The sequence below is a fragment of the Burkholderia sp. LK4 genome (assembly GCF_001043615.1).
Taxonomy (GTDB): Bacteria; Pseudomonadota; Gammaproteobacteria; order Burkholderiales; family Burkholderiaceae; genus Burkholderia; species Burkholderia cepacia.
Window position 1 is genome coordinate 26,977 of sequence record NZ_LDUL01000033.1, and the last position, 25,894, is coordinate 52,870.

Consider the following 25,894-nt stretch of genomic DNA (forward strand, 5'->3'; position numbering starts at 1 on the left):
GGCGCGCTGCGCGCCGCACCGGCCGAAGGAATCGCACGAACCTCGTCACACCCCAGATTAAGCATCCAGGAAAATCACATGGCTATCGTAGAAGTCAAAGTCCCCCAGCTTTCGGAGTCGGTTTCGGAGGCCACCATGCTGCAGTGGAAGAAGAAGCCGGGCGAAGCAGTCGCGCAGGACGAAATCCTGATCGAACTCGAGACCGACAAGGTCGTGCTCGAAGTGCCGGCACCGGCCGCGGGCGTGCTCGCGCAAGTGCTGCAGAACGACGGTGACACCGTCGTTGCCGATCAACTGATCGCTACGATCGATACGGAAGCGAAGGCAGGTGCAGCCGAAGCTGCTGCGGGCGCGGCCGAAGTCAAGCCGGCCGCAGCGCCTGCTGCAGCCGCACCGGCAGCACAGCCGGCTACCGCAACGGCATCGAGCTCGGCTACGGCATCGCCGGCCGCGTCGAAGCTGCTGGCCGAGAAGGGCCTGTCGGCAGGCGACGTCGCAGGTTCGGGCCGCGACGGCCGTGTCACGAAGGGCGACGCGCTGGCCGCGGGCAGCGCACCGAAGGCCGCTCCGGCTGCCGCACCGGCAAAGGCCGCGGCGAAGCCGTCGCTGCCGGAAGTGAAGGTGCCGGCGTCGGCGACGACGTGGCTCAACGACCGTCCGGAACAGCGCGTGCCGATGTCGCGTCTGCGTGCGCGTATCGCCGAGCGTCTGCTCGAATCGCAGCAGACCAACGCGATCCTGACGACGTTCAACGAAGTCAACATGGCTCCGGTCATGGAGCTGCGCAACAAGTACAAGGACAAGTTCGAGAAGGAACATGGCGTGAAGCTCGGCTTCATGTCGTTCTTCGTGAAGGCCGCTGTCCACGCACTGAAGAAGTTCCCGCTCGTGAACGCGTCGATCGACGGTAACGACATCGTCTACCACGGCTACTTCGACATCGGTATCGCTGTCGGCTCGCCGCGCGGCCTCGTCGTGCCGATCCTGCGCAACGCGGATCAGCTGAGCCTCGCCGAGATCGAGAAGAAGATCGCCGAATTCGGCCAGAAGGCGAAGGACGGCAAGCTGTCGATCGAGGAAATGACGGGCGGTACGTTCTCGATCTCGAACGGCGGCGTGTTCGGCTCGATGCTGTCGACCCCGATCATCAACCCGCCGCAATCGGCCATCCTCGGCGTGCACGCGACGAAGGAGCGTCCGGTCGTTGAAAACGGCCAGATCGTGATCCGCCCGATCAACTACCTCGCGCTGTCGTACGACCACCGCATCATCGACGGCCGCGAAGCCGTGCTGTCGCTCGTCGCGATGAAGGATGCGCTGGAAGATCCGGCACGCCTGCTGCTCGACCTGTAAGCCGAGTCTCACTGCATCGACCCGTTCTGCACGTTCGCGCCCGCGCGCGAACGTGCAGGCGTACAAGTAGAAAGGATTGTCATGTCCAAGGAATTTGACGTCGTCGTGATCGGCGCCGGCCCCGGCGGCTACATCGCCGCGATTCGCGCCGCGCAGCTCGGCAAGACCGTTGCCTGTATCGAGAAGTGGAAGAACCCGGCCGGCGCGCTGAAGCTCGGCGGCACCTGCCTGAACGTCGGCTGCATTCCGTCGAAGGCGCTGCTCGCGTCGTCGGAAGAGTTCGAGAACGCGTCGCATCACCTGACCGACCACGGCATCACGGTCGACGGCGTGAAGATCGACGTCGCGAAGATGCTCGGCCGCAAGGACGCGATCGTCGAGAAGATGACGAGCGGGATCGAGTTCCTGTTCAAGAAGAACAAGATCACCTGGCTGAAGGGCCATGGCAAGTTCACCGGCAAGACCGACGCCGGCGTGCAGATCGAAGTGAGCGGCGAGGGTGAAACCGAAGTCGTCACCGCGAAGAACGTGATCATCGCGACGGGCTCGAAGGCGCGTCACCTGCCGGGCATCCCGGTCGACAACAAGATCGTGTCGGACAACGAAGGTGCGCTGACGTTCGACTCGGTGCCGAAGAAGCTCGCCGTGATCGGCGCAGGCGTGATCGGCCTCGAGCTCGGCTCGGTGTGGCGTCGCCTGGGTGCCGAAGTGACGGTGCTCGAGGCGCTGCCGGCATTCCTCGGCGCAGCCGACGAAGCGCTCGCGAAGGAAGCGGCCAAGCTGTTCAAGAAGCAGGGGCTCGACATCCATCTCGGCGTGAAGATCGGCGAAGTGAAGACGACTGCCGACGGCGTGTCGATCGCTTACACGGACAAGGACGGCAACGCGCAGACGCTCGACGCCGACCGCCTGATCGTGTCGGTCGGCCGCGTGCCGAACACCGACAACCTCGGCCTCGAGGCAATCGGCCTGAAGGCGAACGAGCGCGGCTTCATCGACGTGGACGACCACTGCCGCACGGCGGTGCCGAACGTCTACGCGATCGGCGACGTGGTGCGCGGCCCGATGCTCGCGCACAAGGCGGAAGACGAAGGCGTGCTGGTCGCGGAAGTGATCGACGGCCAGAAGCCGCACATCGACTACAACTGCATTCCGTGGGTGATCTACACGTACCCGGAAATCGCATGGGTCGGCAAGACGGAGCAGCAGCTGAAGGCGGAAGGTCGCGAGATCAAGTCGGGCAAGTTCCCGTTCTCGATCAACGGCCGCGCGCTCGGCATGAACGCGCCGGACGGCTTCGTGAAGATGATCGCGGATGCGAAGACCGACGAACTGCTCGGCGTGCACGTGATCGGCGCGAACGCGTCGGACCTGATCGCGGAAGCCGTGGTGGCGATGGAATTCAAGGCGGCGTCGGAAGACATCGCCCGCATCTGCCATCCGCACCCGTCGATGTCGGAAGTGATGCGCGAAGCGGCGCTCGCCGTCGACAAGCGCTCGCTGAACAGCTGAGCGCGGTATAGCGCCGGCCGGCCATCGGCCGGCGCAGCCGTCTCATGACGAGGGCGGGCGGGGTTTCCCGTCCGCCTTCGTTTTTTCCGGTTTGCCCGATGAACGTCACCGAATACTACACGCGCGAACTGAGCACGCGCGGCTATCAGTCCGATCCCGCGCAGCGCGCGGCCGTCGATCGCCTGCAGCAATGTTTCGACGAGTGGGTCGAGTACAAGGCGCGCCGCTCGAACGCATTCAAGAAGCTCATCAATCATCCCGACCTCCCGCGCGGCGTCTACATGTGGGGCGGCGTCGGACGCGGCAAGAGCTTCCTGATGGACAGCTTCTACGCGGTCGTGCCCGTGCAGCGCAAGACGCGCCTGCATTTCCACGAATTCATGCGCGAAGTCCACCGCGAGCTCGAGGAACTGAAAGGGCAGGCCGATCCGCTCGACGAACTCGCGCGGCGTATCGCGAAGCGCTACCGTCTGATCTGCTTCGACGAGTTCCACGTGTCGGACATTGCCGATGCGATGATCCTGTACCGTCTGCTCGACCGCCTGTTCAACAACGGCGTGCAGTTCGTGATGACGTCCAACTACGATCCCGACGACCTGTATCCGGACGGTCTGCATCGCGACCGCATGCTGCCGGCGATTGCGCTGATCAAGGACAAGCTCGACGTGCTGAACGTCGACGCGGGCGTCGATTATCGCCAGCGCACGCTCGCGCAGGTGAAGATGTATCACACGCCGCTCGGCGCGGATGCCGATCGCGAACTGCGCCATGCGTTCGGCAAGCTTGCGGCGGTACCCGATGAAAGCCCGCTCCTGCATATCGAGAAGCGTGAGCTGAAGGCGCTGCGCAAGGCGGACGGCGTCGTATGGTTCGATTTCGCGACGCTGTGCGGCGGCCCGCGTTCGCAGAACGACTATCTCGAACTCGCGAGCCGGTTCCACGCGATCGTGCTGTCCGAGGTGCCGCAGATGTCGCCGCGGATGGCGTCCGAGGCGCGCCGCTTCACCTGGCTGATCGACGTGTTGTACGACCACAAGGTCAAGCTGCTGATGTCCGCGGCGGTGCCGGCGGAGCAGCTGTACGTCGAGGGCCCGATGGCCAACGAATTCGCGCGCACGGTGTCTCGAATTGTCGAGATGCAGTCGAAGGAGTACCTCGAAACGCCGCGCCGCATCGTCGATACGTCGTTGACCTGAGGGCGATTTCCGGCAATTGACGGTATTCAAACGTCAATTCCGGTCAAATTCAGGCGATCTCGGGGTATTTTCGGACTTGTCTTATATTCATCGTTGAGGTGAGCCGATATCGTTGTGTCATGGTTACCAAGGCTGGAGATGTCCATGACACCGTATCGCGATCTGACCGACCACGAGTGGCGCCGCGTCGCGCCGCTTCTGCCCGAAATGCAGCCGCGCACCGAGTTGCGCGGCCGGCCGCTAGCCAATACCCGTGCCGTGATGAACGGCGTGCTCTGGGTCATCTACAGCGGCGCAACGTGGTCGGCGATGCCGCGCCGTTACCCTTCGTATCAGACATGCCATCGCCGCTTCAAGGTCTGGCACGAGACGGGCACGCTGATGAGCGTGATGCGTGAACTCTACGGCGACTCGGGCGTGAACCTGTGCAATGAATTGTCGGTGCGGATGCGCAAGCATACGCAATCGAAGGCGGCGGAGGCGCGCAGCGGCGTGGTACCCGTGGGTCGCACACCGGGCAGTTATGCGCCGGGTACGATGAAGCACGCAGCCTGATGTCCGCTGTTTACTGCGTTGTTTGCGCCGACGCGCGCACCAAAAGAAAACCGGCCTGACGAATTCATCGTCAGGCCGGTTTTTTCCATTAAGCCGCGCGTTTCAGCACGCGCCGCGCGTCATTGTTGGCGAACCCAGGTCTGCGAACGGCCGAGCAGCGATACGCCGATATAACCGCGCACGACGAGTTTCTGGCCGCCGTCTTCGAGCGTCATCTTGCACTTGTAGACCTTGCCGTTTTCCGGGTCGAGAATGTTGCCGCCGTCCCAGTGGTCGCCTTCCTTCTTCATCGCCTTGATGATCGTCATGCCCTTGATGAGCTGATCCTTGCGCTCGTCCGTGCAGGCGGTGCAGCGGCGATCGGGCGTATCGTTCGCGCCGAGGCCCTTGACGACCTTGCCGGTCAGCGCACCGTCGCCGTCCTCGGCGATCTGCACGAGTGCCTTCGGCTGATGGGTGTTGTCGTCGATCGTCTGCCACATGCCGATGGGGCTGTCTGCCTGTGCGAACGTGGGGGCGGCGCAAGCGAGCAGTGCGCCGGCGAAGGCGATTGCACGCAACGGGCGGGTCAGTTGAATCATTGTCGTCCTCCTTGTTTTGCATGTCGTGTTCGATTTGCCCGCACGACCGTCTGCATGGGGCGGGCATGTTGCGAGCTTCGCCAGAATACGTGAAACCGCGCGCCACGTTTGATAGAGGGGGCTCTAATCGAAACAGCCCGCATGGCGCGGGCTGTTTGGTGACCGATCAGTTGAGCTGATACGAGAATGCGGCGTTGATGCGCGGGCTGCGTGATGCGCTTTCGACTGGCGCGTCGCCCACCGGCTTCGCGACGTTCAGGTCGAGGCTGTAGAAGCGGCTGTCCGTGAAACGCACACCGATGCCGACCGACGACATGCGGTTGGGCGACGGCGTGCCTGAATGCAGGTACACACGCGCCATGTCGTAGGCGATGTACGGCGTCACGGACTTCATATACGTCCAGCCCGGCGTGAAGCCACGGTTGACCTCCAGCGACATCCCCCATCCCGAGTCGCCCGACGCTTCGCCCGGCTGATAGCCGAGCGCGTAGCGCGTCGAGCCGAACGAGATCTGCTCGGACGTCGGCAGCGAGTCAGGGCTGTATTGCCCGGTCAGCGAGACTGACGTGCCGATCCGGAACGGCCATTCGTTGGTTTGCGTGAAGGTCGCGCCGGTACGGACGAAGGTCAGCGACGTCGGGTCGGCGTATGTAACCCCCACACCGTTGACCACGCCAGTCTGCGATTTCGATGCACCGAGGATGTCGAATGCCTTGGCGACGTTGATGCTCAGTTTTCGCACCTGCTTCGGTTCGACGCTCGTGTAGTCGAGCTGCAATTGCATCACGCGGACCTGTGACCGGTTTTCGAGGGTATTGCCGTTGGTCTGGCTTTGGTAGCGGTCTTCATTGTGTGCGGCATAACCCGACACAGTGCCGAGCAAGCTGCGCTGGTTGTTCAGCAGTATCGGATAGGATGCCGAAAGACCAAGCTTCTCGTTCTTGACGGTGCGTTGGACGGACGACGGCAGGCCCGGATTGTCAGTAGGCTTGCCGCGATAGGTGCTTGCATCGAGGCGCGTGATCAGCCCGCTGCTGCCGACGGGCACCGCGCCGCTGAACGCGAAGTAGGTCTGCTTGTCACGCCCCGGTGGCGCCAGTGCGGAGATGCTCAGCTGCTCGCCGAACTTCGTGAGGCCGTTTTCGGTCGCGGTGATGAGGCCCTGTACGCCCGGGTGGTTGAAATCGATACCGGTGCTGACGTTGAATGCCTTGCGGTCGACGGCAAGTTCGAGCGTCGTGGCGCCGTCGGTGGTTTGCGGCGGTGGTACGTTCGCCTTCACCGTGAGGCCGGGCAAGAGGCCGAACGTGTTCACGTAGCGCTCGAACGTTGCGCGGCGCAGCGGGCGATCGTCGGTGATATGCGCTGCGATCGCGCGAATCTTCGATTCCATTGCCCCGGGCTTGCCGGTGACCTTGACGTCCGACACATAGCCTTCGACAACCGTGATGCGCACGACGCCGTTCTCGAACGTCTGCGCGGGAACAAACGCGAACGACAGCGCGTAACCGCGTTCCTGGTAAAGCTTCGTCACGCCGTTGGCGGTTTCGATCAGATCGCCGATCGTGATGTCCTTGCCGACGAGGGGGGTGAAGCGACGCGAGATTTCCTCGAACGGTACCGACTTTACGCCTTCGACCTGGAATGTCGTCGGTGTCAGGTGGCGCGACAGCAACTCCTGCAGTTGCGGCGCCTGGGGCGCGACCTGCACGGTTACGTTCGGGCCGGTTTTCGGCGCGTTGATCTGGGGCAGGGAGTCGAGCGGGTTACCGCCGACGCGCGTTTGTGCCTGTGCCGTGCTGGCTGCCGCGATGGCGGCGAGCAGCATCATCCATCTGTCGAGTCTGGATTTCATTGTTCTTCCTCGTAGGCCTTGCTTTTCGTCTTCTTTGTAATGCCGGCGCGCGACACCAGGGTGCCGCGCGCCGCGTGCCGCAATGCCGGTTGTGTTTGTACGGTCGCACCCTCCGCTCCGGCTGCGAAGGTGCGACCGTCCTCCTTACTTGCCAACGCTACCCAGCGTACCCAGCAACCCCGTTACCGGTGCCAGCAGGCCCGTCGAGCCGCCGCCCGATGTTGCCGTTCCCGTGACGCTGCCGACCAGCGACGTGACCGGCGCGAGCGGGCTCGCTCCCCCGGATCCCGCTGCGCCGCCAACTGCTCCGGTGACAGTATTCAGCAAACCGGTGACAGGCGCGAGAGGGTTTGCACTGCCTGCGCCACCCGTTGCGCCGCCGAGCGTGCCCGTGACCGTCGACACGAGATTCGTGACGGGGGCGAGCGGGCCGCCGCTACCGCCCGCCGCACCGCTCAGTGCGCCGGTAACGGTGGAGACGAGGCCCGTGACGGGCGCGAGCGGGCTGCTGCCCGAACCGCCGGTCGCGCCGCCGAGTGCACCCGTGAGCGAGCCGAGCGGCGTCGAGCCGAGACCCGACAGCAGGCCGCCGAGCGGATTCGTCGAGCCGGAACCCGACGACGTGCCGTTCTGCACGGTCGCCGTCGAGCCGCCGACGAGGCTCGTGATCAGGCCGGGGATCGGCGCCGCGCCGTTCGGGCCGTTCGGGTTGACGAGGCCGCCCGCGTTGGTCACGGTGTTGCCGACCGCTGTCACGAGCTGACCGACGTCGCCGACGAGCGGCTGGCTCGACGTGCCGCCAACCTGCTTGCCGGCCGAGCTGATCGCGCCGCCGACCTGGCCGAGCAGACCCGAGACGGGTTGGCCGAGGCCGGTCGTCGTGCCGACCTGTTGCGTGACCTGGCCTGCGGTAATCACGAGCGGCGTGATCGCCGAGCTGAGCGGCTGCGTCACTTGCTGCACGGCGCCCGACGACAGCGTCGAGCCGATCGTCGTGCCGGCAGCCGTCAAGCCATTGGCCACCGTGTCGAGCACGGTGCCGACCGGCGTCGTGACGGGCGCGAGCGGCGCGAGTTGCCCCGTGCCGAGCGCTTTGACCGTGGAGCTCAGGCCGGACACCGTGTTGCTCGTCGCGCCGACCACGTTGCCGAGGCCCGCGACGGTCGTGCCGACCGGATCCTTGGTCGTACCGATCTGTCCCAGCCCGTTGCTCACGGCATCGGCAGCTGCGCCGACGATCGTGCCCGTGCTGGAGAGCGTGCTGCCGACGCCCTTCGTCACACCGTCGCCGAGGCCGGGCACGGTGATGTTGCCGACCGTGCTGCCAAGGTCGGTGGCCGTCTGGCCAACCGTGCTGACGACGCCCTTGGTTCCGGTGGACGTGCCGCTGGTGCCGCTCGTGCTCGGTGTACCGCTCGTGCTGCTGGGGTTGTTGTTGCTGCTGGTCGGCGGCGAACTCACGCCGCCGCCGCCGCAGGCGGCCAGCAGGCAGGCTGCGGCGAAGGCCGTAAGGGGCACGCGCCACTGGTGCAGGGCGGCTATCGTGAGAGAACGTTGCTGGGACATGATTGACTCCTCGCTGTCTTTTCGATCGATGGATGTTGGTTTACTTGCCGTGCGTGCCACCGAGCAGGCCGCCGATCAGCGACGTGACCGGTGCGAGCGGATTCGACGCCGAGCCCGAGTTCGTGACGGCGCCCGTGCCGCCGGTCAATGCCGGGGCGCCGACCGCGCTCGTTACCGTGGACACGACGTTCGTCACCGGGGCGAGCGGGCTGCTGCCGCCTGCGCTGCCTGTTGCGCCGCCGAGGGCGCCCGTCACGGTACCGAGCAGACCCGTGACCGGTGCGAGCGGGCCGCCGCTGCCACCTGCTGCGCCACCGAGTGCACCCGTGACCGTCGAGACGAGGCCGGTGACCGGTGCGAGCGGGCCGCCGCTGCCGCCTGCTGCGCCGCCGAGCGCGCCCGTGACCGTCGAGACGAGACCCGTGACCGGTGCCAGCGGGCCGCCGCTGCCGCCTGCTGCGCCGCCGAGCGCGCCCGTGACCGTCGAGACGAGACCCGTGACCGGTGCGAGCGGGCCGCTGCCGCCGCCTGCTGCGCCGCCGAGCGCGCCCGTGACCGTCGAGACGAGACCGGTGACCGGTGCGAGCGGGCCGCTGCCTCCACCCGTTGCGCCGCCGAGTGCGCCGGTGACCGTCGAGACGAGGCCGGTGAGCGGCGCGAGCGGGTTGGTTACGCCGCCGGTGCCGCCCGTGAGCAGGCCGCCGACGGCCTTCACGGTGTTGCCCGTCGACGAGACCGTGTTGCCAAGACCGGTCGTGACGGGGTTGCCGCCCGTCGACGCGAGCAGGGCGCCGGCCTGGTTCAGGCCGTTGCCGACCGTGCCGAGCAGCGTGTTGACGGGCGCGCCGAGGCCGGTTGCCGTGCCGATCGTCTGGGTCGTCTGGCCGACCATCGTCGTGATCGGCGTGATGGCGGAGCTGACCGTCTGCGTGACCTGCTGGATCGGGCCGGTCGACAGTGCGTTGGTGAGGGTATTGCCGCCGTTCGAGACGGCACCGCCGAGCGTCGACACGAGGCCGCCGACGGCGCCCGTGACCGGTGCGAGCGGCGAGAGCGGGCCGCTGCCGAGGCTCGAGACCAGGGTCCCCGTTTGCGTGACTGCGCTGCCGAGCTGGTTGACCACGCCACCCGTGCTGGCGAGCGTGGTGCCGACCGGGTCCTTCGTCGCGCCGAGCTGGCCGAGACCGTTGCCGAGGCCATTGCCGAGTGCGGTCACTGCGCCGCCGACGCTTTGCACGATGCCGCCCGCGGCTTGTGTGGTGGCCGGGTTGACGCCCGGCAGCGTCTGGCTGCCGATGACGGAACCGAGGCCCGAGACGGTTCCGCCGACACCCGTCAAGATGTTGCTGCTGCTTGCGAGGACAGTTCCCACTGGGTTCGACGACACACCCGACGTGCCGGAAGTACCGGACGTGCCGCTCGTGCCCGACGTACCGCTGGTACCGGAGGTCCCGCTTGTGCCGGACGTACCGCTGGTACCCGAGGTGCCGCTGGTGCCGCTCGTACCCGAAGTTCCGCTCGTGCCCGACGAGCCCGAAGTTCCGCTCGTGCCGGACGTGGAGATCGTATCGCCGCCGCCCGAGCTCGAGCCGCCGCCAAGACCCTGGCTGATGGAACCCGAGCCGCCGCACGCGGAGAGGGAAAGCATGGCTGCAACGGTGGCCGCGATCAGAGTCGTCCGGAACACGCCATGAGGGATAACCTTAATGTCCATTTTGTCCTCGCATTAACATGTGTTGTGAACTGCGTTGTGTTGAGTGGTGCGAGGACTACTCTGCAACTGTCGTGCCATTTCGATGCCCGACGGTTCGGCAACAGGTTTTAAACGAGGCAATTCCTTGTCGGAAAAGGAAGTTATGGGAATTGAAAGATTGTTGAATCTGTTTAAGTGCAGACGAATGAGAACGATTTCGATCGTTTCGTAACGTAACGTCACAACATTGGCGTTACGCGTGCAACGTAACGTGGGAGGCCGAGCAGGCTTGGTGGACGAGGCAACTGTTTTACAGATGGATTAGGTGTGCACATCTAACCTATCGTAAATCCTATGTGTAAGTCGTACCGAAACGCCGTACAAATACGTTGTGCTCCTGGTCATTTTTTTCGATCCAAGTCGTTAAAAGAGGTTGGAACTTAAATAGGATCGGATATAGAATCCGAAGCAGATGTAAGGAAATGTACGGTTCGGTACACAACGTTCGAGGAGGGTTGCTATCGCGAATGTTAACTTGCATCAAATGGTGAGCCATGCCCCTCGGGGCAATCTATAAAGAAAGTGCACCTGGTTGTCGTTACAGCAGATGTGGCGAACAGCGCGGGGCAACCGGCCAGATATGCGGGGATGTATACGTATAAAAGGCCAACGAACGTAAATACAGGCACGAGGAATAAAATGAAAGCACTCATCAAGCGCTTCCTTAAGGAAGAAGACGGGGTTACCGCGATCGAGTATGGTCTGATTGCGGGGCTGATTGCGGCCTTGATCATCGGTAGTGTCACCACTATCGGCACCAAGATCTCGACGCTGTTCTCCACGATTGCCAGTTCGTTGCCGGGCGGCTGATCCCCGGTAGTCCGGTGGGCGGCGAGCGGTCCGTTTTTGCGGACCGCTCGCCCTTACGTCGACTTGGTCGGTCGATCGCGATATGGCACATCTTCTAAGCACCAGCATTTTTTTTGCCTGGGCGACGCTTGTTGCCGTCGGTGATATTCGATTTCGGCTTGTTCGGAATCCTCTTGTCGTCGTCGGGCTTTTGGCGGCGCTTTGCAGCGCATTGGTTAATGCAAATCCGTTTCGTATTTCAGTCGAGCAGGCATTGATCGGCATGCTCGTCGGTTTCGTGAGCTTTTTCCCGCTTTTTGCATTCCGCGTCATGGGCGCGGCGGACGTAAAGGTGTTCGCGGTTCTCGGCGCGTGGTGCGGTTTGTCGATGCTGCCATGGCTGTGGGTTGTCGCCAGTCTTGCGGCCGGTATACATGTCCTCGCGCTGATGACGCTGACCCATACGTCGCTGGGCGCGCTGTGGTCGCGCGGTTCGCCGACGCTCGCGCTCGGCGCACGGCGGGCAACACCTTACGCAGCCTGTCTTGTCGTTCCGGCAGCGATATGGTTGGCCTATCTCGTCGTTACCGGGGGGCTGCAATGAAGCGACAGTGCCAGCCACGGTCATGGCGGCGGCAGAAGGGGGCGACGGCAGTCGAGTTCGCGCTGGTGTTTCCGCTGTTCTTCCTGATCATGTACGCGATCGTGACGTTCGGCCTGATCTTCGCGGTTCAGCAAGGCTTGACGCTTGCTGCGACCGAAGGTGCACGCACGGCGCTGAATTATGTCTACGAGTCCAACGGGTCGGGGGCGCAGGCGCTGACCGACCGGGCGAAGGCGGCACAGTCGACCGCGATCGGGCTGACGTCGTGGCTGGCCAACGTTCAGATTCCGACACCCGTGTCGGGGGCATGCAGTTACGACGCGACCATGTATTGCGTGACGGTCACGGTGACGTATCCGTACAAGACCAATCCGCTGATTCCGTCGCTGCCCTTGCTCGGGCTCGTTACGCCGACACAGTTGACCGGCACGGCAACCGTGCAGATCAATCCGGCGACCATTTTATGAAACGGACGCCGGCCAGTGCGCGGCAACAGGCGCGAGCGGCGTTCACATGTCGACATAACAACATTTACGGCACTCAACATTCACCATGGGCAACAACTTGACGAAGATCATCGCCGGGCTGCTGATTGCGCTCGCCGTGCTGCTCGGGATCTATGCGTGGATGCTCGGCCGCGCTCCGGCCCATCCGCCGGCCGCGGTGCCTGCCGCGGCAATGGTCCAGACGGTGCCGGTGGTCGTGGCGACGCGTCTGTTGCCGGCCGGTCAACCGATTCCGGTCGATGCGCTGAAGTTGGCGTCGGCACCGATGATGCCGACTGGCGGATTCAGCGATCCGTCGCTGCTGGTCGGTCGCATCCCGGCGAACGACATCCTTGCCGCCGCGCCGGTCGTCGAGGGCGGCTTGACGTCAGGGCTGGCGAACCAGGTGGCGCCCGGCGAGCGGGCCGTGGCCATCAAGGTCGACGAGACGAATGCGGTCGGAAACCGGTTGCGTCCCGGCAACTTTGTCGACGTGTTCCTGAATTTGCGACGCGACAACTCGGGGATGGCGCAAGCCGGGTCGGAAATTCCCAATTCACAGGCGCGACTGCTGATGTCGAAGCTGCGGATCCTGTCGTTCGGCGACGCGACGCCCGACCGCGACGGTAGCGGTGGCCCGGGTGGTGCGGTACGGACCGCCGTGCTCGCGGTGCCGACGGCACAGGTCGATGCACTGACGCTCGCGGAAGCAAGCGGCCGCCTGACGCTCGCGCTCCGTAATCCGCGCGACGACGAGGTCGCGACACAGACGGTTGCGATCCGCACGGCCGGCGATCTGACGCCTTCCGGGCAGGCGGCCGCAGGCGTATGGCTCGATGAACTGTCGGGTGGGCGTGCGCGCACCGCACCCCGCGTGCAGGCGCCGGCGCGTGCCCCGCGTGCGCCGATCGTCGCGCGCGAAGGCGGAAACAGCATTGAAGTGATCCGGGGTGGGCGGCCCGAAACGGTCGCTTATTGACAATCCAAGCACGGTCATCGACAGCAGTAACGGAAGGGAGAAGGCCGTACGACGGTCTCCGAAACAATGACAAAAAAACTGATTGCATACGCGATTGCCATCTGGGCCATGACCTTCGCCGTGTTGGCCGAGGCTGCCGGCGCAAACGGGTCGATTGATCTTGCGGTCGGCTCGCAGCGGCAGGTCGCTACCGGCCGTACGTTGCAGCGGATCGCGGTGGGCGATCCTTCGGTCGTCGACGTGCTGGTCATGAAGGGCAGCCGCGCCGGCAGCGTGCTGCTGGTTGCGAAGGCTCCCGGTTCGACGAACGTGATGCTGTGGGAGCGGGGGCGCGACGAGCCGACGGTGTGGAACGTCAATGTCGTCGATGCGGCCGCGCAGGCCGTGCTGGACGGCGCGGGGCCGTCCGTGAAGGCGTATGGCGGTGCCGCTGTCGTGTCGGGCTCGGCGGCTTCGCTTGACGCGCATGAGCGGGCAGTTGCGGTCGGCAAGCGGATGGGCGGCAAAGATGCGTCCGTGATCGATACGTCGACAGTCGGTAACCGGAGCGTCGTGCAAGTCGACGTGCGGGTCGTCGAATTCAGCCGCTCGGTGCTGAAGGAGGCCGGGCTGAATTTCTTCAAGCAAAGCAACGGATTCGCATTCGGCGCATTTGCGCCGGGCGGTCTCCAGTCGGTGACCGGTGGGGGAACGGCGGCGTTCCAGGCGACTGCCGGCATTCCGATCGCGTCCGCGTTCAACCTGGTAGTAAATTCGGCGGGCCGCGGCATCTTCGGCAATATTTCGATTCTCGAGGCGAACAACCTTGCCCGCGTACTTGCGCAGCCGACCCTGGTGGCGTTGTCCGGGCAAAGCGCGAGTTTCCTCGCCGGCGGCGAGATCCCCGTGCCGGTGCCGCAGGCGCTTGGCTCCACGGCAATCGACTGGAAGCAGTACGGCGTTGGCCTGACCCTGACACCGACCGTGCTGAGCCAGCGCCGCATCGCGCTCAAGGTGGCGCCGGAATCGAGCCAGCTCGACTTCCAGCATGGCGTCACGATCAACAGCGTATCGGTGCCGGCGATCACGACCCGTCGCGCCGATACGACGGTCGAGCTGGGTGACGGGGAAAGCTTCGTGATTGGCGGCCTGATCGACCGCGAAACGATGTCGAACATCAACAAGGTGCCGGTCCTGGGCGATCTGCCGATCATCGGCGCTTTCTTCAAGTCGCTGAATTATCAGCAGAACGACAAGGAATTGGTGATCATCGTGACGCCGCATCTCGTTGCGCCGATCGCGAAAGGCGCGCCGTTGCCGACCACGCCGGGCGAACTGTCCGAACAGCGTGATGGGCCGGTGTGGCGGTCGTATCTTGGCGGCATCGCATCACCCGATGCAGCGCCCGGATTTTCGAAATGAATGCGGGACGAGATGTCGCGCGATATGTAACCGGGGGTGTTCAACATGAACGCGAGAACCCTATCGTTGGCTGAGCCTGCCGTGACCGATTATTTCGTGTGCGCATCGCAGCAGGATGAACATGCCCGCTGGCTGGGCGAGACACTGGTGTCGGCCGGCACGGTGGAAGCGTTGTCGCTTGACCCGGGTGCGCTGAGCCAGCGCATCACGGGGCTCAATCCTGCGATCGTCTTCATCGATTTTTCTCGCGCGCAGGGCGCGGCGAGCGCTGCTGCGGCCGCCGTGCGGCTTGCCCATCCGGGCTTGCCAGTCGTCGCGCTCGGCACGCTTTCGGAGCCGGAAAGCGCGCTTGCGGCACTGCGGGCCGGCGTACGCGATTTCATCGACGTGTCCGGTAGCGCCGACGACGCTTTGCGGATCACCCGCGGGTTGCTGGAGCATACCGGCACCGAACCGGCCAACCGGCACGGCAAACTCGTCGCGTTGCTCGGTGCACGCGCGGGGATGGGCGTCAGCACGCTCGCCGCGAATCTGTCGGTGTGGCTGCACAAGCGTTCGGGTTCGGGCGCCCCGGAAGGGGGCACGCCTGCGTTCGGAGTCGCCGCGCCTCACGCGCGGCAGACGGCGCTGGTCGATCTCGGGCTTCCCGCGGGAGACAGTGCGCTGTTCCTCAACACGCGCTGCGAATTTCATTTCGTCGAAGCCGTGCGCAACCTGCGGCGCATCGACCGGACCTTCGTCAACACGGCGCTGACGCGTCACGCGAGCGGCGTCGCGCTGACCACCTTGCCGCCCAATCTCGCCGACCTGCGTGACGTGTCGTATGCGGCTTGCGTCGGCCTGTTGAACCGGTTGCGCGCGTTCTTCGACCAGCAGATCGTTGATCTCGGCGGATTCACGAATCATGAATTCGTTGCGCAGATCACTGCCGTGGCCGACGAAGCGTGGCTCGTGTGCGACCAGGGTGTCGCATCGATCGTCTCTGCGGTGGACCTGCTGGAAGGGCTGCGCGATGCGGGCGTCGACATCGGCAAGATTCGTCTCGTCGTCAACCAGTACGACGCGACGCTGAGCCTGACACCGGCCCAGATCGCAGAGCGGCTCGGCATTTCGCTGCTGGCAACGCTGCCGGCGCGTCGCGTGGCCATCGGCCAGGCGGCCAATCAGGGGCGGCTGATCGTCGAAACGGCCGAACGCGATCCGTATGTGCGTGCCCTCGAGCCGCTCGCAGATCGACTGGCCGGCCCGATCTCTGCCGGCCAGCGAGGTGCATTGGGCCTGTCCGCCCTCAAGCGTTTCATTCAACCTTCGTCCAGGCGATCGTAAGCGATGGCACACGACATCCAATTTGCCGACGGCGCAGCGCCGTTCTCCCAGTCGCAGCAGTTTCACGACATCAAGAATGCCGCGCACGAGCATCTGTTGACGCGCATCGAGGAACTCGGTGCCGAATTCGGCCGCTGGTCGCGCCAGGCGATCAACCAGTTCGTCGATCTGGAAATCGACAGCTTCGTGCGTCTACGGCGCATTCCGCTGAACGAAACCGAGGTGAGGGCGATCGCGGAGGCGCTGACGAAAGAGCTGGCCGGGTTCGGTCCGATCGAGGATCTGCTCGCCGATCCACACGTCGAGGACATCCTGATCAATGGCTACAACGACATCTACGTGTCGCGCCACGGCATCCTGGCGAAGCTGCCGATCCGTTTCACCGACAACGCGCACCTGCTGCGGATCGTGCGCCGCATCCTCGCGCCGATCGGTCGACGTCTCGACGAATCGAACCCGATGGTCGACGCGCGGCTGCCGGACGGCGGACGTGTCAACGTCGTGATCGAGCCGCTGTCGATCGACGGGCCGGTCGTATCGATCCGGAAATTCCGCAAGGACCCGCTGAAACCGGCCGACCTGCTCGCCAACGGTACGTTCAATACGGAGATCGGTACGTTGCTGGAAGCGGCGGTCGAGGCGCGCTGCAACATCCTCGTGTCGGGTGGCACGAGTTCCGGCAAGACGTCGCTGCTCAACGCGCTGGCGTTCTACATTCCCGAGCACGAGCGGGTCGTGACGATCGAGGACACGGCAGAGCTGTCGCTGAATCACCCTCACGTCGTGCGTCTCGAAAGCCGCCCGGGCGGTTTCGACGGTAACGGCGTCGTGACGATCCGCGACCTGCTGCGCAATACGCTGCGGATGCGGCCGGATCGCATCATCGTCGGCGAAGTACGCGGCGGAGAGGTGCTCGAGATGCTGCAGGCGATGAATACGGGGCACGACGGATCGATGGGTACCGTCCACGCGAGTTCGCCGCGCGAGTGTCTGTATCGTCTTGAGATGCTGGCCGGTTTCGCGGGTTTCCAGGGAACGGAATCGAGCCTGCGTCGGCAGATCGCGAATGCCATCGACTTCATCGTGCAGATCGGCCGTCTGTCGAACGGCCGACGCCGGATTCTTTCGATTACCGAAGTGACTGGCCTGTCGGACAACATCATCGCGACGCAGGAACTCTATCGCTACGAAGCGCGCGTGACACCCGAGGGCGAAGAGGTCGACAACTGGGAGTCGCTTGGCATTCATCCGCATTCGCCGAAGCTCGCGCGTTTCCGTCAGTCGTTGCAGGCCGCGGGCTTTGGCGGTAGCGGTGGCGGCGGATTCGGTGGCGGATTCGGCCGCGGGGGCGGGGGTTTCAATGTATAGCCTGATGGCTGGCGCGCTTGCAATGGCACTCCTTTGCGTTGCCGCCGCTTTGATACTGTGGCGGCATGGCGAAGTGAAACGCGGCCGCGCCGACGTGCAGCGCTTCATCGACAGCCGCATCGAGCCGGCCGCGCGAGCGGCGGGTGCGCTTCAGCCTGACGCGAGACCGGTCCAGAACGTCGCATCCGTGCCCGGTGCGGCCCGCGCGCAATCCGCTGCGCCGGCGTCGCGCTGGGCGCACTGGCGTGAGATCGCTACGGAATACCTCGTCAACGTGGCGAGCCGTGCAGGTATCGAGGATGCGCGCGGCAAGGCGCTTCTCGCGCTGCTGGGGTTGGTCGCGCTCGGGCTCGTCGCCGGTAATCGGGGCGGCTGGCTTGCTTGCGTCGCCGCGCTCGTGTGCGGCGCGTCGCTGCTCGTGTTCTGGCTCGTGTCCCGCATTCAGCGGCGTCGCCTGACGATCGTTCGCCAGTTGCCGTCATTTCTCGACGGCATCGTGCGTCTCGTCACGCTCGGCAACAGCGTGCCGGCGGCGTTCCAGGCGGCGCTGCTGACGACGGAGGCGCCGTTGCGCGGTTGTCTGGACCACGTATCGCGGATGTTGCGTACGGGTGTCGAGATCGATCGCGCGATGGGACACATCGCGAGCGTCTATCAAACCAAGGAATTCGAACTGGTCGGTTCGGTGCTGCGGCTCTCGGTCCGGTACGGCGGCCGCGCCGACGTCATGCTCGATCGGATGTCGACGTTCATGCGCGACCTCGAGCAGGCCGAACGGGAACTGGCTGCTATGTCGTCGGAAACGCGACTGTCCGCATGGGTGCTGGTCATGTTGCCGATCGCGATCGGCAGCTTTGTGATCGCGACGAATCCGCTCTATCTCCAGTCGATGTGGAACGATTACACGGGACGTCAGCTGTTGTTCATCGCCTTCATGCTGCAGTTCGCGGGCGGGATCTGGTTGTACCACATGGCCAAGCTCAGGTGACGGCATGACAGCCAATCAACTCGGTTCGCTCGCACTGGCGCTCGGCGCATTCGGCGTCGTGCTGCTGGCACTGCTTGCGGTACGCCGCGCAAGTGCGCAGACGCGCAGCGATCGCACGCTGGCCAGCGCGCTCGAGCGGCGCTCAGCGACGTTGGAGGCAGCAGGTACGCGCGCTGCACAGGAGTCCGATGAATCCCGGCAGGATCCGTTAAGACGGGATGCGGCTGACCGGCGATCGTATCTTGTGCAATGGCTGGACCGTCTGTCGATGGTCGGGGCGCGCCTGCTCGATACCCGCTTGGGCCGGTATCTTGTCGCCGACGAAGATCGGCTGCTGCTGGAGCAGTGCGGCTATGCCGACACGCGCACCCGTGGGCTGTTCCTGAGCGCGCGACTCGCCTGTGCGATCGTCGTGCCGTTGCTTTTCCTCATGCTGATGGGCTCTCAACTGACCGGTGCGCAATGGCGAGCGGGTGGGGGCATTGCGCTCGTCACCGGCTTCATGTTGCCGAAGCTCTACCTGCGACGTCGGGCTGCACAGCGCCGGCAGGCGGTGATCGACGAACTGCCGCTGCTGGTGGACATGCTTCGCTTGCTGCAAGGCGTCGGATTGTCGCTTGATCAGAGCATCCAGGTCCTGACGAACGACTTCAAGGGGATGATGCCCGTGCTGTCGCTGGAATTGGAAATCGCCCAGCGGCAGTTCGCTGCCGGTCGGACGCGCGAGCAATCGCTGCAGCGGCTGTCGTCCGGTTTCGAGAACGAGGATCTGCGTGCGATCGTGCGGCTGCTGATCCAGGTCGACAAGCACGGTGGCGCGGTACAGGAGCCGCTCAAGCAGTTCGGCGACCGGTTGCGCGAGGCGCGCCGTGCGATGCTGCGCGAACGGATCGGCAAGCTGACGGTAAAGATGACGGGCGTGATGATCCTGACGTTGCTGCCGGCACTGCTGATCGTGACGGCCGGACCGGGAATGATCTCCGTGTTGCGCGCGCTGAGCCAGGCGCAGCCCTGATGCCGGGATGCAAAGGAAGCAAGATGAGACGCATCGATGAAACTGTGAAAGTGGTGGGCATGTTGGCAATGGTGGGCTTGCTTGGCGCGTGCTCGGCATTCAAGGAAAGCGGGTACGGCGTCGGCCCGCAGGCCGAACGCGCGGCGCTGATGGACGCGGCGGCGCAGAAGCAGGCGGCGCCGGATACGCCGGGCATGTATCTCGGCCTGATCGAGCGGATGCAGTCGCAAGGGCTGTATTACGCGTCGCTGGCTCATATCGACGCATACGAGAAACAGTACGGTGCGTCGCCGCAAACGATCCTGCTGCGCGCCGACGCATTGCGCATGACGGACCAGCCTGCCGCGAGCACTGCGGTCTATACGCAGTTGCTCAACACAACGCTCGCCGCGCGCGGCTATCGCGGGCTCGGGCTGATTGCCGGCGGCGCGGGCGATTTTCCGCGCGCCGCGCAGGCGTTGTCGCAGGCAACCGTGCTGGCGCCGACCGATGCATCGACGCTTTCGGATCTCGCTTACGCGAAGCTGCGTTGCGGCGATATCGAGGGCGCGCGCATTCCGCTGATGAAGGCGGCCGAACTCGACCAGAGCAATCCGAAGATCATCAGCAACCTGGTGCTGTACCTGCTCGCCTCGGGCCGAACCCACGATGCGCAGAAGCTGATGGCGCAGCAGAAGCTGTCGATGGACGTTCGCAACGATATCCGCAACGACGCGACGAAGATTGCCACGGCGGCACGTACCTGGCGTCGTGCGTCCCAGGCACCGGCTTCGGCTTCCGTTTTGACGCCGATCGGTTCAGGAAGCGTGGTCGACGTGTCGGGCTCGAATGTCGCGAAGCGTCCGTCGCCCGTTGCGAACATCCAGGGATTCGATCCGACTGCGCCTTTGCTGCAGCGGTTTGCACAATGAAAAAGGCATAGGGGGAACTGATATGACGAACAACAAGAATCCAGGTCGCGTGGTACGCGTGTGCCAAGGTGTCGCGCTTCTCGTGCTCATGGGGGCCGCAACCGCGGCGTATAGCGATCAGCCGGCGCCCGACGCGTCGGAAATCGGTCATGCAACCAACGCGCTGCTTGCATTCCAGCGTGACGGGCGCGCGGCCGGCCCGGCCTTGCCGGTACTGGGCGATGCCGCATCGCTTTCCTATCAACGCTATCTCGAATCGTTCAAGCACAAGATTCCGGAATCGATGGGGTCGCCGGTCAATACGAACGGCAACGGATCGTCCGGCGGACAGAGTTCATCGCAATCGTATTGAGCGGAGCAGCGATGAGCACTGCTCGACATGCATCGAGTCGGATGGCGGGACCAGGTCGCGCGTCGCCGCGGCGGCAGCGGGGGTCGGTCGTCGTCACGGCGGCCGTGTGGATACTGCTGTCGATGGTGATTCTCGGTTCGATCGACATCGGCAACGTCTTTTTCACGCGCCGTGACATGCAGCGCGTGGCCGATCTTGCTGCACTCGCTGCGGTTCAGAAGCTCGACGATACATGTGCGAACGTGACCTCCGCGGCCACGAGCAACGCGTCGACAAACGGCTTCACGATTGACGGCAGCGGCACCACGTCGCTGTCGGCCGAATGCGGTTACTGGGCACCGTCGGCGACCGGAACGGCGAGTTCCTTCTATTCATCGAAATCGACGGTGCCGCTCGCGACGCAGTTGAACGCGGTGCGCGTGACGGTCTCCAAGACGCTGCCGTATTTCTTCTTCGGGCCGACACGTACGGTGACTGCAACGTCGACCGCGAAGGCGACCAACATCGATACCTTTTCTATCGGCGCGACGCTGGCCGCGGTGGGCGGCGTCGGCTGCTCGGGCGTGCCAAGCGGGAACCCCGGCCTGGTGAACGCGTTGCTGGGCTCGTTGCTGCAGGGGCAGAGCGGCACGCCGCTGAACCTCAATCTCGTGTCGTACCAGGGGCTCGCCTGTGCGAACGTCAAGCTCGGCGACATCGCCGTCGCGCTGCAGTCGCTGTCGGTCGGCAACGGGACGATCGGCGGGCTCGTCAATGCCAACGCGTCGGTCGGCACCTTGCTCAACGCGATGGTGGCGGCCGTCAACAAGTCGACCACGCTGGGTACGACGCTGCAGACAAACGCAACCGGTGCGCTGACCAACCTGCTCGGCCTGAACCTGCTCAGCAACACGGCGATCAAGGTCGCGAGCCTGACCGGACAGGGCGCCACGTCGCTGTTGACGCTGGGGCTCGCGAACACGCAGGCGGCGGCAGACGCGACCGTTAACGTGCTCGATCTCGTGATGGCGATGGCCCAGATCTCGCAGGCCGGCAAGCCCGGCGTGGTGATCGGCGCCAATGTGCCGCTGACGTTGCCGAACGGCAGCTCGGTATCGATCGTCCAACTGCAGGCGCAGGTCATCAGCCCACCGACCATCGCGGTCGGCGAAGGCGGGAAGGATAAAAACGGCGCGTGGCGGACGGTCGCGACGAATGCGCAGGTCGGCCTGTATCTCGTCGTCAACCTGGGCGTGAACCCGCTGCCGGTCGTGGTTTCCGCGAACGTCTATCTGCCGCTCTACGTGCAGCTGGGCGCCGGAAGTGCAACGTTGTTGTCGACCAACTGCCTGACGTCCCCGAATTCCGCGACGATTTCCGCGCAACCGAGCGTTGCCAATCTCTGCATCGGCCAGCCGCCACTCACGTCCGGCAATCTGCTGAACCTGCCGGCAAACTATAGCTGCACGTCGCCAGCCAAGGTGCTTGACGTCCTGGTTTTGGCTGGTGCAGTCGAGGTGTCCGCGACCGTTTCCAACGTGTCGGTGGATCTGGCCGGTAATCCGGCAACCAATACGTTCTACGGGCGCGGTGGCAGTGATCCGTCGTACTACTGGACGACCAACACGAATGCGCTGGGTTCGGCGGTGAACAATGCGCTGGCGGGCCTGAAAAACGCACAGATCACGCCGACCGTGAGTCTGTTGTTCGGGCTCATCTCGGTCACGATCACGCCGGATTTCATTTCGTCGCTGTTGTCGGTGCTGACCACCGTTCTGAGCCCGCTGTTGACCGCGCTCGACGGTATCATCGATCCGCTGCTGGACCTGCTTGGCGTCCAGCTTGGCGCCGCCACGGTGCATCAGATGTCGCTGACCTGCGGCGTCGCGCAAACAGTCAGCAATTAGAGAAGCAAGACCATCCGATGAGAACCACGCCCGCAATCGAAGAGCTCGACCTGTACGTCTGGGAAGGCAAGGCGGACATTGTCGACCGCGTCGCCCGGTGCATGGCGAGCTTCGACGTCGAAGTGATCCGCGCCGACAACGCGGAGATCTCGCCCGAGCGCGCCGCATTGCGGCCGTCACTGGCGATCATCAGTGTGACGATGATCGAAATCGGCGCAGCGTTCCTGCGCGACTGGCAGGCCAACATCGGCATGCCGGTCGTCTGGGTCGGCGCGGCGCGCGATCACGACGCTTCGCAGTATCCGCCCGAGTATTCGCACATCCTGCCGCTCGATTTCACGTGCGCCGAGCTGCGCGGCATGATCGGCAAGCTCGTCACGCAGTTGCGGGCGCATACGGCCGAAACGTCGCATCCGACCGAACTCGTCGCGCACTCGGAATCGATGCAGGCACTGCTGCACGAAGTCGATACATTCGCCGACTGCGACACCAACGTGCTGCTGCACGGAGAAACCGGCGTCGGCAAGGAGCGCATCGCGCAACTGCTGCACGAAAAGCATTCGCGTTACCGGCACGGCGAATTCGTGCCGGTGAACTGCGGTGCGATTCCCGACGGCCTGTTCGAATCGCTGTTCTTCGGTCATGCGAAAGGATCGTTCACGGGCGCGGTTGTTGCGCATAAAGGTTATTTCGAGCAGGCAGGCGGCGGCACGCTGTTCCTCGACGAAGTCGGCGATCTGCCGCTGTACCAGCAGGTCAAGCTGCTGCGCGTGCTCGAGGACGGCGCGGTGCTGCGTGTCGGCGCAACGTCGCCGGTCAAGGTCGATTTCCGCCTGGTCGCGGCGAGCAACAAGAAGCTGCCGCAACTCGTGAAGGATGGCCTGTTCCGCGCCGATCTCTACTACCGGCTCGCGGTGATCGAGCTGAGCATTCCGTCGCTGGAAGAGCGCGGTGCCGTCGACAAGATCGCGCTGTTCAAGTCGTTCGTCGCACAGGTGGTCGGCGAGGCACGGCTCGCCCAGTTGTCCGATCTGCCGTACTGGCTGACGGATTCTGTCGCGGACAGCTATTTCCCCGGCAACGTGCGCGAACTGCGCAACCTCGCCGAGCGCGTCGGCGTGACGGTGCGGCAGACGGGCGGGTGGGATGCCGCGCGGTTGCAGCGGTTGATCGCGCATGCGCGCAGTTCGGCGCAGCCGGTACCGGCGGAGAGCGCGGCCGAGGTCTTCGTCGATCGCAGCAAGTGGGACATGAACGAGCGCAACCGCGTGATTGCGGCGCTCGACGCCAACGGCTGGCGGCGTCAGGATACGGCGCAGCAGCTCGGTATCAGCCGCAAGGTATTGTGGGAAAAAATGCGCAAATATCAGATCTTTGACGAGGAGCCCGAGACCCGCGAAAGTGAGTAATTAATGAGATAAAATCGCGCTGAATTACAACGACACGGGCGGGAATAGAACTTCATGAGCCATATGACGGGGTTGGGAAAGGCGTGCGTGTTGCTCGCCGTGGTGGGAGGCATGCAGGGCGCTTATGCGCAGAGCCTGGCGGACAGCGGGTCGCCGGCAGTACAGCAGGCGTCGGCGCCGGTGGCTGCGATTCCGGTGGTCGATCCGCAGGTCCAGACGTCGGTGCAGCCGCAGGCAGGTGAGTCGACGGGGCCGAGCACGGTCGACGACCTGCAGCGCCAGATTCAGGCGCACTCGCTGACGGAAATGCGCACGAGCTACAACGGCAGCTACGGTGCGAGCCTGCTGTTCAACGTAAAGGACGGCGCGTATTTCGTCGCGCTGTTCCAGCAGAAGGCGTTCTGGCGCGTGATCAAGACTTACGACGAATCGCGTGCGGAAGCGATCTACCGCGATTTCTCGCGCCAGGCGGAGCGGCTGGCAGTAAACGAACTGCGGGCAGCGAAGCTGGAATCGCAGAAGGCGCAGATGGACAAGCAGATCGAAGTCACGCAGGATCGCGCGCGGCGTCTGCAGGCGGATATCTCGATCGCACGCCAGCAGCAGGCGGCAGTCGCGGATCGTCAGAAGAGCGTACGTAACGAGACGGCCGCATTGCAGGCGCAGCAGGCCGAGCTTCAGTCGCAACTGCGGGCGTTGCAGCAGCAGGTGCGTTCGTTGCAGCGGGAGGCCGACGCCGGTTTGCCGACGACGGCGCGCTGAACGCGGCAGCGGTGCGGCGACATGCCGCGCCGGCCGCACAAGTAAAAAGGGCAAGCCGGTTGGCTTGCCCTTTTGTTTTACTGGCCGTCCGGCACGATTCGCCGGCGGCGCGTCACGATCACCGGCCCGTTGCCGCCGCGGGAATCCGACGGCGAAGCGTTGCCGGATGCATCGCCGGCATCGCGCGGTGCGCCGTAGCTTTCGCGCGGTTCACGGGGTTCGCGCGGAGCGCCGTAGCCTTCACGCGGCTCACGCGAGCCGTAACCCTCGCGCGGTTCGCGCGAGCCATAACCTTCACGCGGTTCGCGGGAGCCGTAGCCGCCGTCGCCGCGCGATTCACGCGGGCCGCCGTGCGAGCCGTACGGGCTGTGACCGCCGCCTTCACGGCCGCCCGGGCGCCCGCCGGTGCGCGGCCCGCGGGGGCCGCCGCTGCCGCCCGGGCGCGAGCCGCCCGTGTCGAGCTGGATCGTGGAAATCGCGCGCTTGTAGATGCCTTGCAGACCCACGGGGGTGCGCAGCATCACCAGGTACTGGTCGAACGACTCGATACACCCCGTCAGACGAATGCCGTTGACGAGATAGATTTCAACGCGCTTACGTTCCTTGCGCGCCGAATTGATGAAGTCGTTTTGCGGATGGGATTCTGCGGGATTGGCCATTGAGGTGCGGCAGGAGCCTGCGTCAGAGAATATGTTGTGCGTGTGTGTGGCGTGTTCGTCCACAAGGTGTTTGGCGGGATTCTACCCTGTTCAATCGGGAAACGCGCAGTCGTGATTGTGTCGAACCGTAACCCACTATAGACGTTCCAGCGCATTTTCGCGATTCGGCCGAACGGCCAATGCCATTTCGTTACGCCGCGTTACGACTCTCGCAGCGCCGTAGCACCTTGGTCTCCGCGCGACGCGTACATTGGCTGCGCGAGCCGGGCAGGCCGGCATATCAGGGATTCAGAACATGAGCAAGGGACGATGGGCAGGGTGGGTCGGGGGCGTGGCGTTGCTGGCTTCCGGCAGTGCGATGGCGGGGCATGTCGACCTGTCGGTCGGCATCGGCGTACCGGTCGCGCCGGTCTATGTCGAGCCGGCGCCGGTCTATGTGGCGCCGCAGCCGGCCGTGGTCGCCTATCCGGGCTATGGATACGGCTACTACGGCGACGAGGACGACGATCGCTATCGCAAGTGGCGCAAGCACTATTACAAGCATTGGCACCGGCACCATGGCGACGACGATGACGATTGAGCCCGAGGC

General features: G+C 64.5%; 24 protein-coding genes. 19 read left to right on the forward strand and 5 right to left on the reverse strand.

Annotation, left to right across the window (positions count from 1 at the left end; genetic code table 11):
* Positions 1–78: 78 nt before the first annotated feature.
* The 4 genes from odhB to VK92_RS17280 all read left to right on the forward strand — a co-directional run bounded on the left by odhB (position 79) and on the right by VK92_RS17280 (position 4,616).
* Complete coding sequence (gene odhB / locus VK92_RS17265) at positions 79–1,353, forward strand: 2-oxoglutarate dehydrogenase complex dihydrolipoyllysine-residue succinyltransferase (protein WP_042977010.1); 1,275 nt, start codon at positions 79–81, stop codon at positions 1,351–1,353.
* Positions 1,354–1,434: 81 nt separating this feature from the next.
* A complete protein-coding gene (gene lpdA / locus VK92_RS17270) occupies positions 1,435–2,865 on the forward strand; it encodes a dihydrolipoyl dehydrogenase (RefSeq protein WP_048020748.1) in 1,431 nt (476 codons plus the stop codon).
* A gap of 98 nt (positions 2,866–2,963) precedes the next feature.
* Positions 2,964–4,061 carry a cell division protein ZapE gene (gene zapE, locus VK92_RS17275; RefSeq protein WP_048020745.1) on the forward strand — a complete coding sequence of 366 codons (1,098 nt, stop codon included), beginning with the start codon at positions 2,964–2,966 and terminating at the stop codon, positions 4,059–4,061.
* 144 nt (positions 4,062–4,205) lie between these two features.
* Complete coding sequence (locus tag VK92_RS17280) at positions 4,206–4,616, forward strand: transposase (RefSeq protein ID WP_021162392.1); 411 nt, start codon at positions 4,206–4,208, stop codon at positions 4,614–4,616.
* A 119-nt stretch (positions 4,617–4,735) separates the two neighbouring features.
* On the opposite strand, the gene VK92_RS17285 is transcribed toward VK92_RS17280, so the two are convergent.
* From VK92_RS17285 to VK92_RS17300, 4 genes are all read right to left on the reverse strand, one after another.
* Entirely contained in the window at positions 4,736–5,197 is a 462-nt protein-coding gene (locus VK92_RS17285) for a DUF2147 domain-containing protein (protein ID WP_021162390.1), read from the reverse strand.
* A gap of 166 nt (positions 5,198–5,363) precedes the next feature.
* Complete coding sequence (locus tag VK92_RS17290; RefSeq protein WP_048020741.1) at positions 5,364–7,052, reverse strand: ShlB/FhaC/HecB family hemolysin secretion/activation protein; 1,689 nt, start codon at positions 7,050–7,052, stop codon at positions 5,364–5,366.
* A gap of 144 nt (positions 7,053–7,196) precedes the next feature.
* Entirely contained in the window at positions 7,197–8,618 is a 1,422-nt protein-coding gene (locus VK92_RS17295; protein WP_048020739.1) for a collagen-like triple helix repeat-containing protein, read from the reverse strand.
* Between the two features lie 40 nt (positions 8,619–8,658).
* Entirely contained in the window at positions 8,659–10,332 is a 1,674-nt protein-coding gene (locus VK92_RS17300; RefSeq protein ID WP_048020737.1) for a collagen-like triple helix repeat-containing protein, read from the reverse strand.
* Between the two features lie 678 nt (positions 10,333–11,010).
* Here VK92_RS17300 and VK92_RS17305 point away from each other — a divergent pair.
* The 14 genes from VK92_RS17305 to VK92_RS17370 all read left to right on the forward strand — a co-directional run bounded on the left by VK92_RS17305 (position 11,011) and on the right by VK92_RS17370 (position 24,646).
* The gene (locus VK92_RS17305) at positions 11,011–11,181 is read left to right on the forward strand and encodes a Flp family type IVb pilin (protein WP_027787673.1); all 171 of its coding nucleotides are present in this window, start codon (positions 11,011–11,013) and stop codon (positions 11,179–11,181) included.
* 82 nt (positions 11,182–11,263) lie between these two features.
* Positions 11,264–11,764 carry an A24 family peptidase gene (locus VK92_RS17310; RefSeq protein WP_048020736.1) on the forward strand — a complete coding sequence of 167 codons (501 nt, stop codon included), beginning with the start codon at positions 11,264–11,266 and terminating at the stop codon, positions 11,762–11,764.
* Positions 11,761–12,231: a TadE/TadG family type IV pilus assembly protein gene (locus VK92_RS17315; protein WP_048020734.1), complete on the forward strand. Its 471-nt coding sequence runs from the start codon at positions 11,761–11,763 to the stop codon at positions 12,229–12,231. Before VK92_RS17310 ends, VK92_RS17315 begins: the two co-directional genes overlap by 4 nt.
* Positions 12,232–12,316: 85 nt before the next feature.
* Positions 12,317–13,228 (forward strand): Flp pilus assembly protein CpaB, encoded by a 912-nt coding sequence (gene cpaB / locus VK92_RS17320; RefSeq protein ID WP_048020731.1) that lies wholly within the window; start codon positions 12,317–12,319, stop codon positions 13,226–13,228.
* 66 nt (positions 13,229–13,294) lie between these two features.
* On the forward strand, positions 13,295–14,629 hold the full coding sequence (locus tag VK92_RS17325) for a type II and III secretion system protein family protein (RefSeq protein WP_048020728.1): 1,335 nt from the start codon (positions 13,295–13,297) through the stop codon (positions 14,627–14,629).
* 45 nt (positions 14,630–14,674) lie between these two features.
* A complete protein-coding gene (locus VK92_RS17330) occupies positions 14,675–15,955 on the forward strand; it encodes a fimbrial protein (protein ID WP_048020726.1) in 1,281 nt (426 codons plus the stop codon).
* Positions 15,956–15,958: 3 nt separating this feature from the next.
* Positions 15,959–17,323 carry a CpaF family protein gene (locus VK92_RS17335; RefSeq protein ID WP_027787667.1) on the forward strand — a complete coding sequence of 455 codons (1,365 nt, stop codon included), beginning with the start codon at positions 15,959–15,961 and terminating at the stop codon, positions 17,321–17,323.
* The gene (locus tag VK92_RS17340; RefSeq protein ID WP_048020724.1) at positions 17,316–18,311 is read left to right on the forward strand and encodes a type II secretion system F family protein; all 996 of its coding nucleotides are present in this window, start codon (positions 17,316–17,318) and stop codon (positions 18,309–18,311) included. Before VK92_RS17335 ends, VK92_RS17340 begins: the two co-directional genes overlap by 8 nt.
* Positions 18,312–18,315: 4 nt before the next feature.
* The gene (locus VK92_RS17345; protein WP_048020723.1) at positions 18,316–19,326 is read left to right on the forward strand and encodes a type II secretion system F family protein; all 1,011 of its coding nucleotides are present in this window, start codon (positions 18,316–18,318) and stop codon (positions 19,324–19,326) included.
* Positions 19,327–19,349: 23 nt separating this feature from the next.
* Positions 19,350–20,237, forward strand: coding sequence for a tetratricopeptide repeat protein (locus tag VK92_RS17350; RefSeq protein ID WP_048020721.1), 888 nt, complete (start codon positions 19,350–19,352; stop codon positions 20,235–20,237).
* Complete coding sequence (locus VK92_RS17355) at positions 20,227–20,589, forward strand: DUF3613 domain-containing protein (RefSeq protein WP_419761805.1); 363 nt, start codon at positions 20,227–20,229, stop codon at positions 20,587–20,589. The genes VK92_RS17350 and VK92_RS17355 overlap by 11 nt, the downstream gene beginning before the upstream one ends.
* A 41-nt stretch (positions 20,590–20,630) precedes the next feature.
* Positions 20,631–22,475: a TadG family pilus assembly protein gene (locus VK92_RS17360; protein WP_230956643.1), complete on the forward strand. Its 1,845-nt coding sequence runs from the start codon at positions 20,631–20,633 to the stop codon at positions 22,473–22,475.
* Between the two features lie 17 nt (positions 22,476–22,492).
* Positions 22,493–23,884 carry a sigma 54-interacting transcriptional regulator gene (locus VK92_RS17365; protein WP_048020714.1) on the forward strand — a complete coding sequence of 464 codons (1,392 nt, stop codon included), beginning with the start codon at positions 22,493–22,495 and terminating at the stop codon, positions 23,882–23,884.
* A 54-nt stretch (positions 23,885–23,938) separates the two neighbouring features.
* Positions 23,939–24,646: a DUF2968 domain-containing protein gene (locus tag VK92_RS17370; RefSeq protein ID WP_048020712.1), complete on the forward strand. Its 708-nt coding sequence runs from the start codon at positions 23,939–23,941 to the stop codon at positions 24,644–24,646.
* A 77-nt stretch (positions 24,647–24,723) separates the two neighbouring features.
* On the opposite strand, the gene hfq is transcribed toward VK92_RS17370, so the two are convergent.
* The gene (gene hfq / locus VK92_RS17375; protein ID WP_048020710.1) at positions 24,724–25,305 is read right to left on the reverse strand and encodes an RNA chaperone Hfq; all 582 of its coding nucleotides are present in this window, start codon (positions 25,303–25,305) and stop codon (positions 24,724–24,726) included.
* 295 nt (positions 25,306–25,600) lie between these two features.
* Here hfq and VK92_RS17380 point away from each other — a divergent pair, with 295 nt between their 5' ends.
* Positions 25,601–25,885: a PXPV repeat protein gene (locus VK92_RS17380; RefSeq protein WP_048020708.1), complete on the forward strand. Its 285-nt coding sequence runs from the start codon at positions 25,601–25,603 to the stop codon at positions 25,883–25,885.
* Positions 25,886–25,894: the final 9 nt, after the last annotated feature.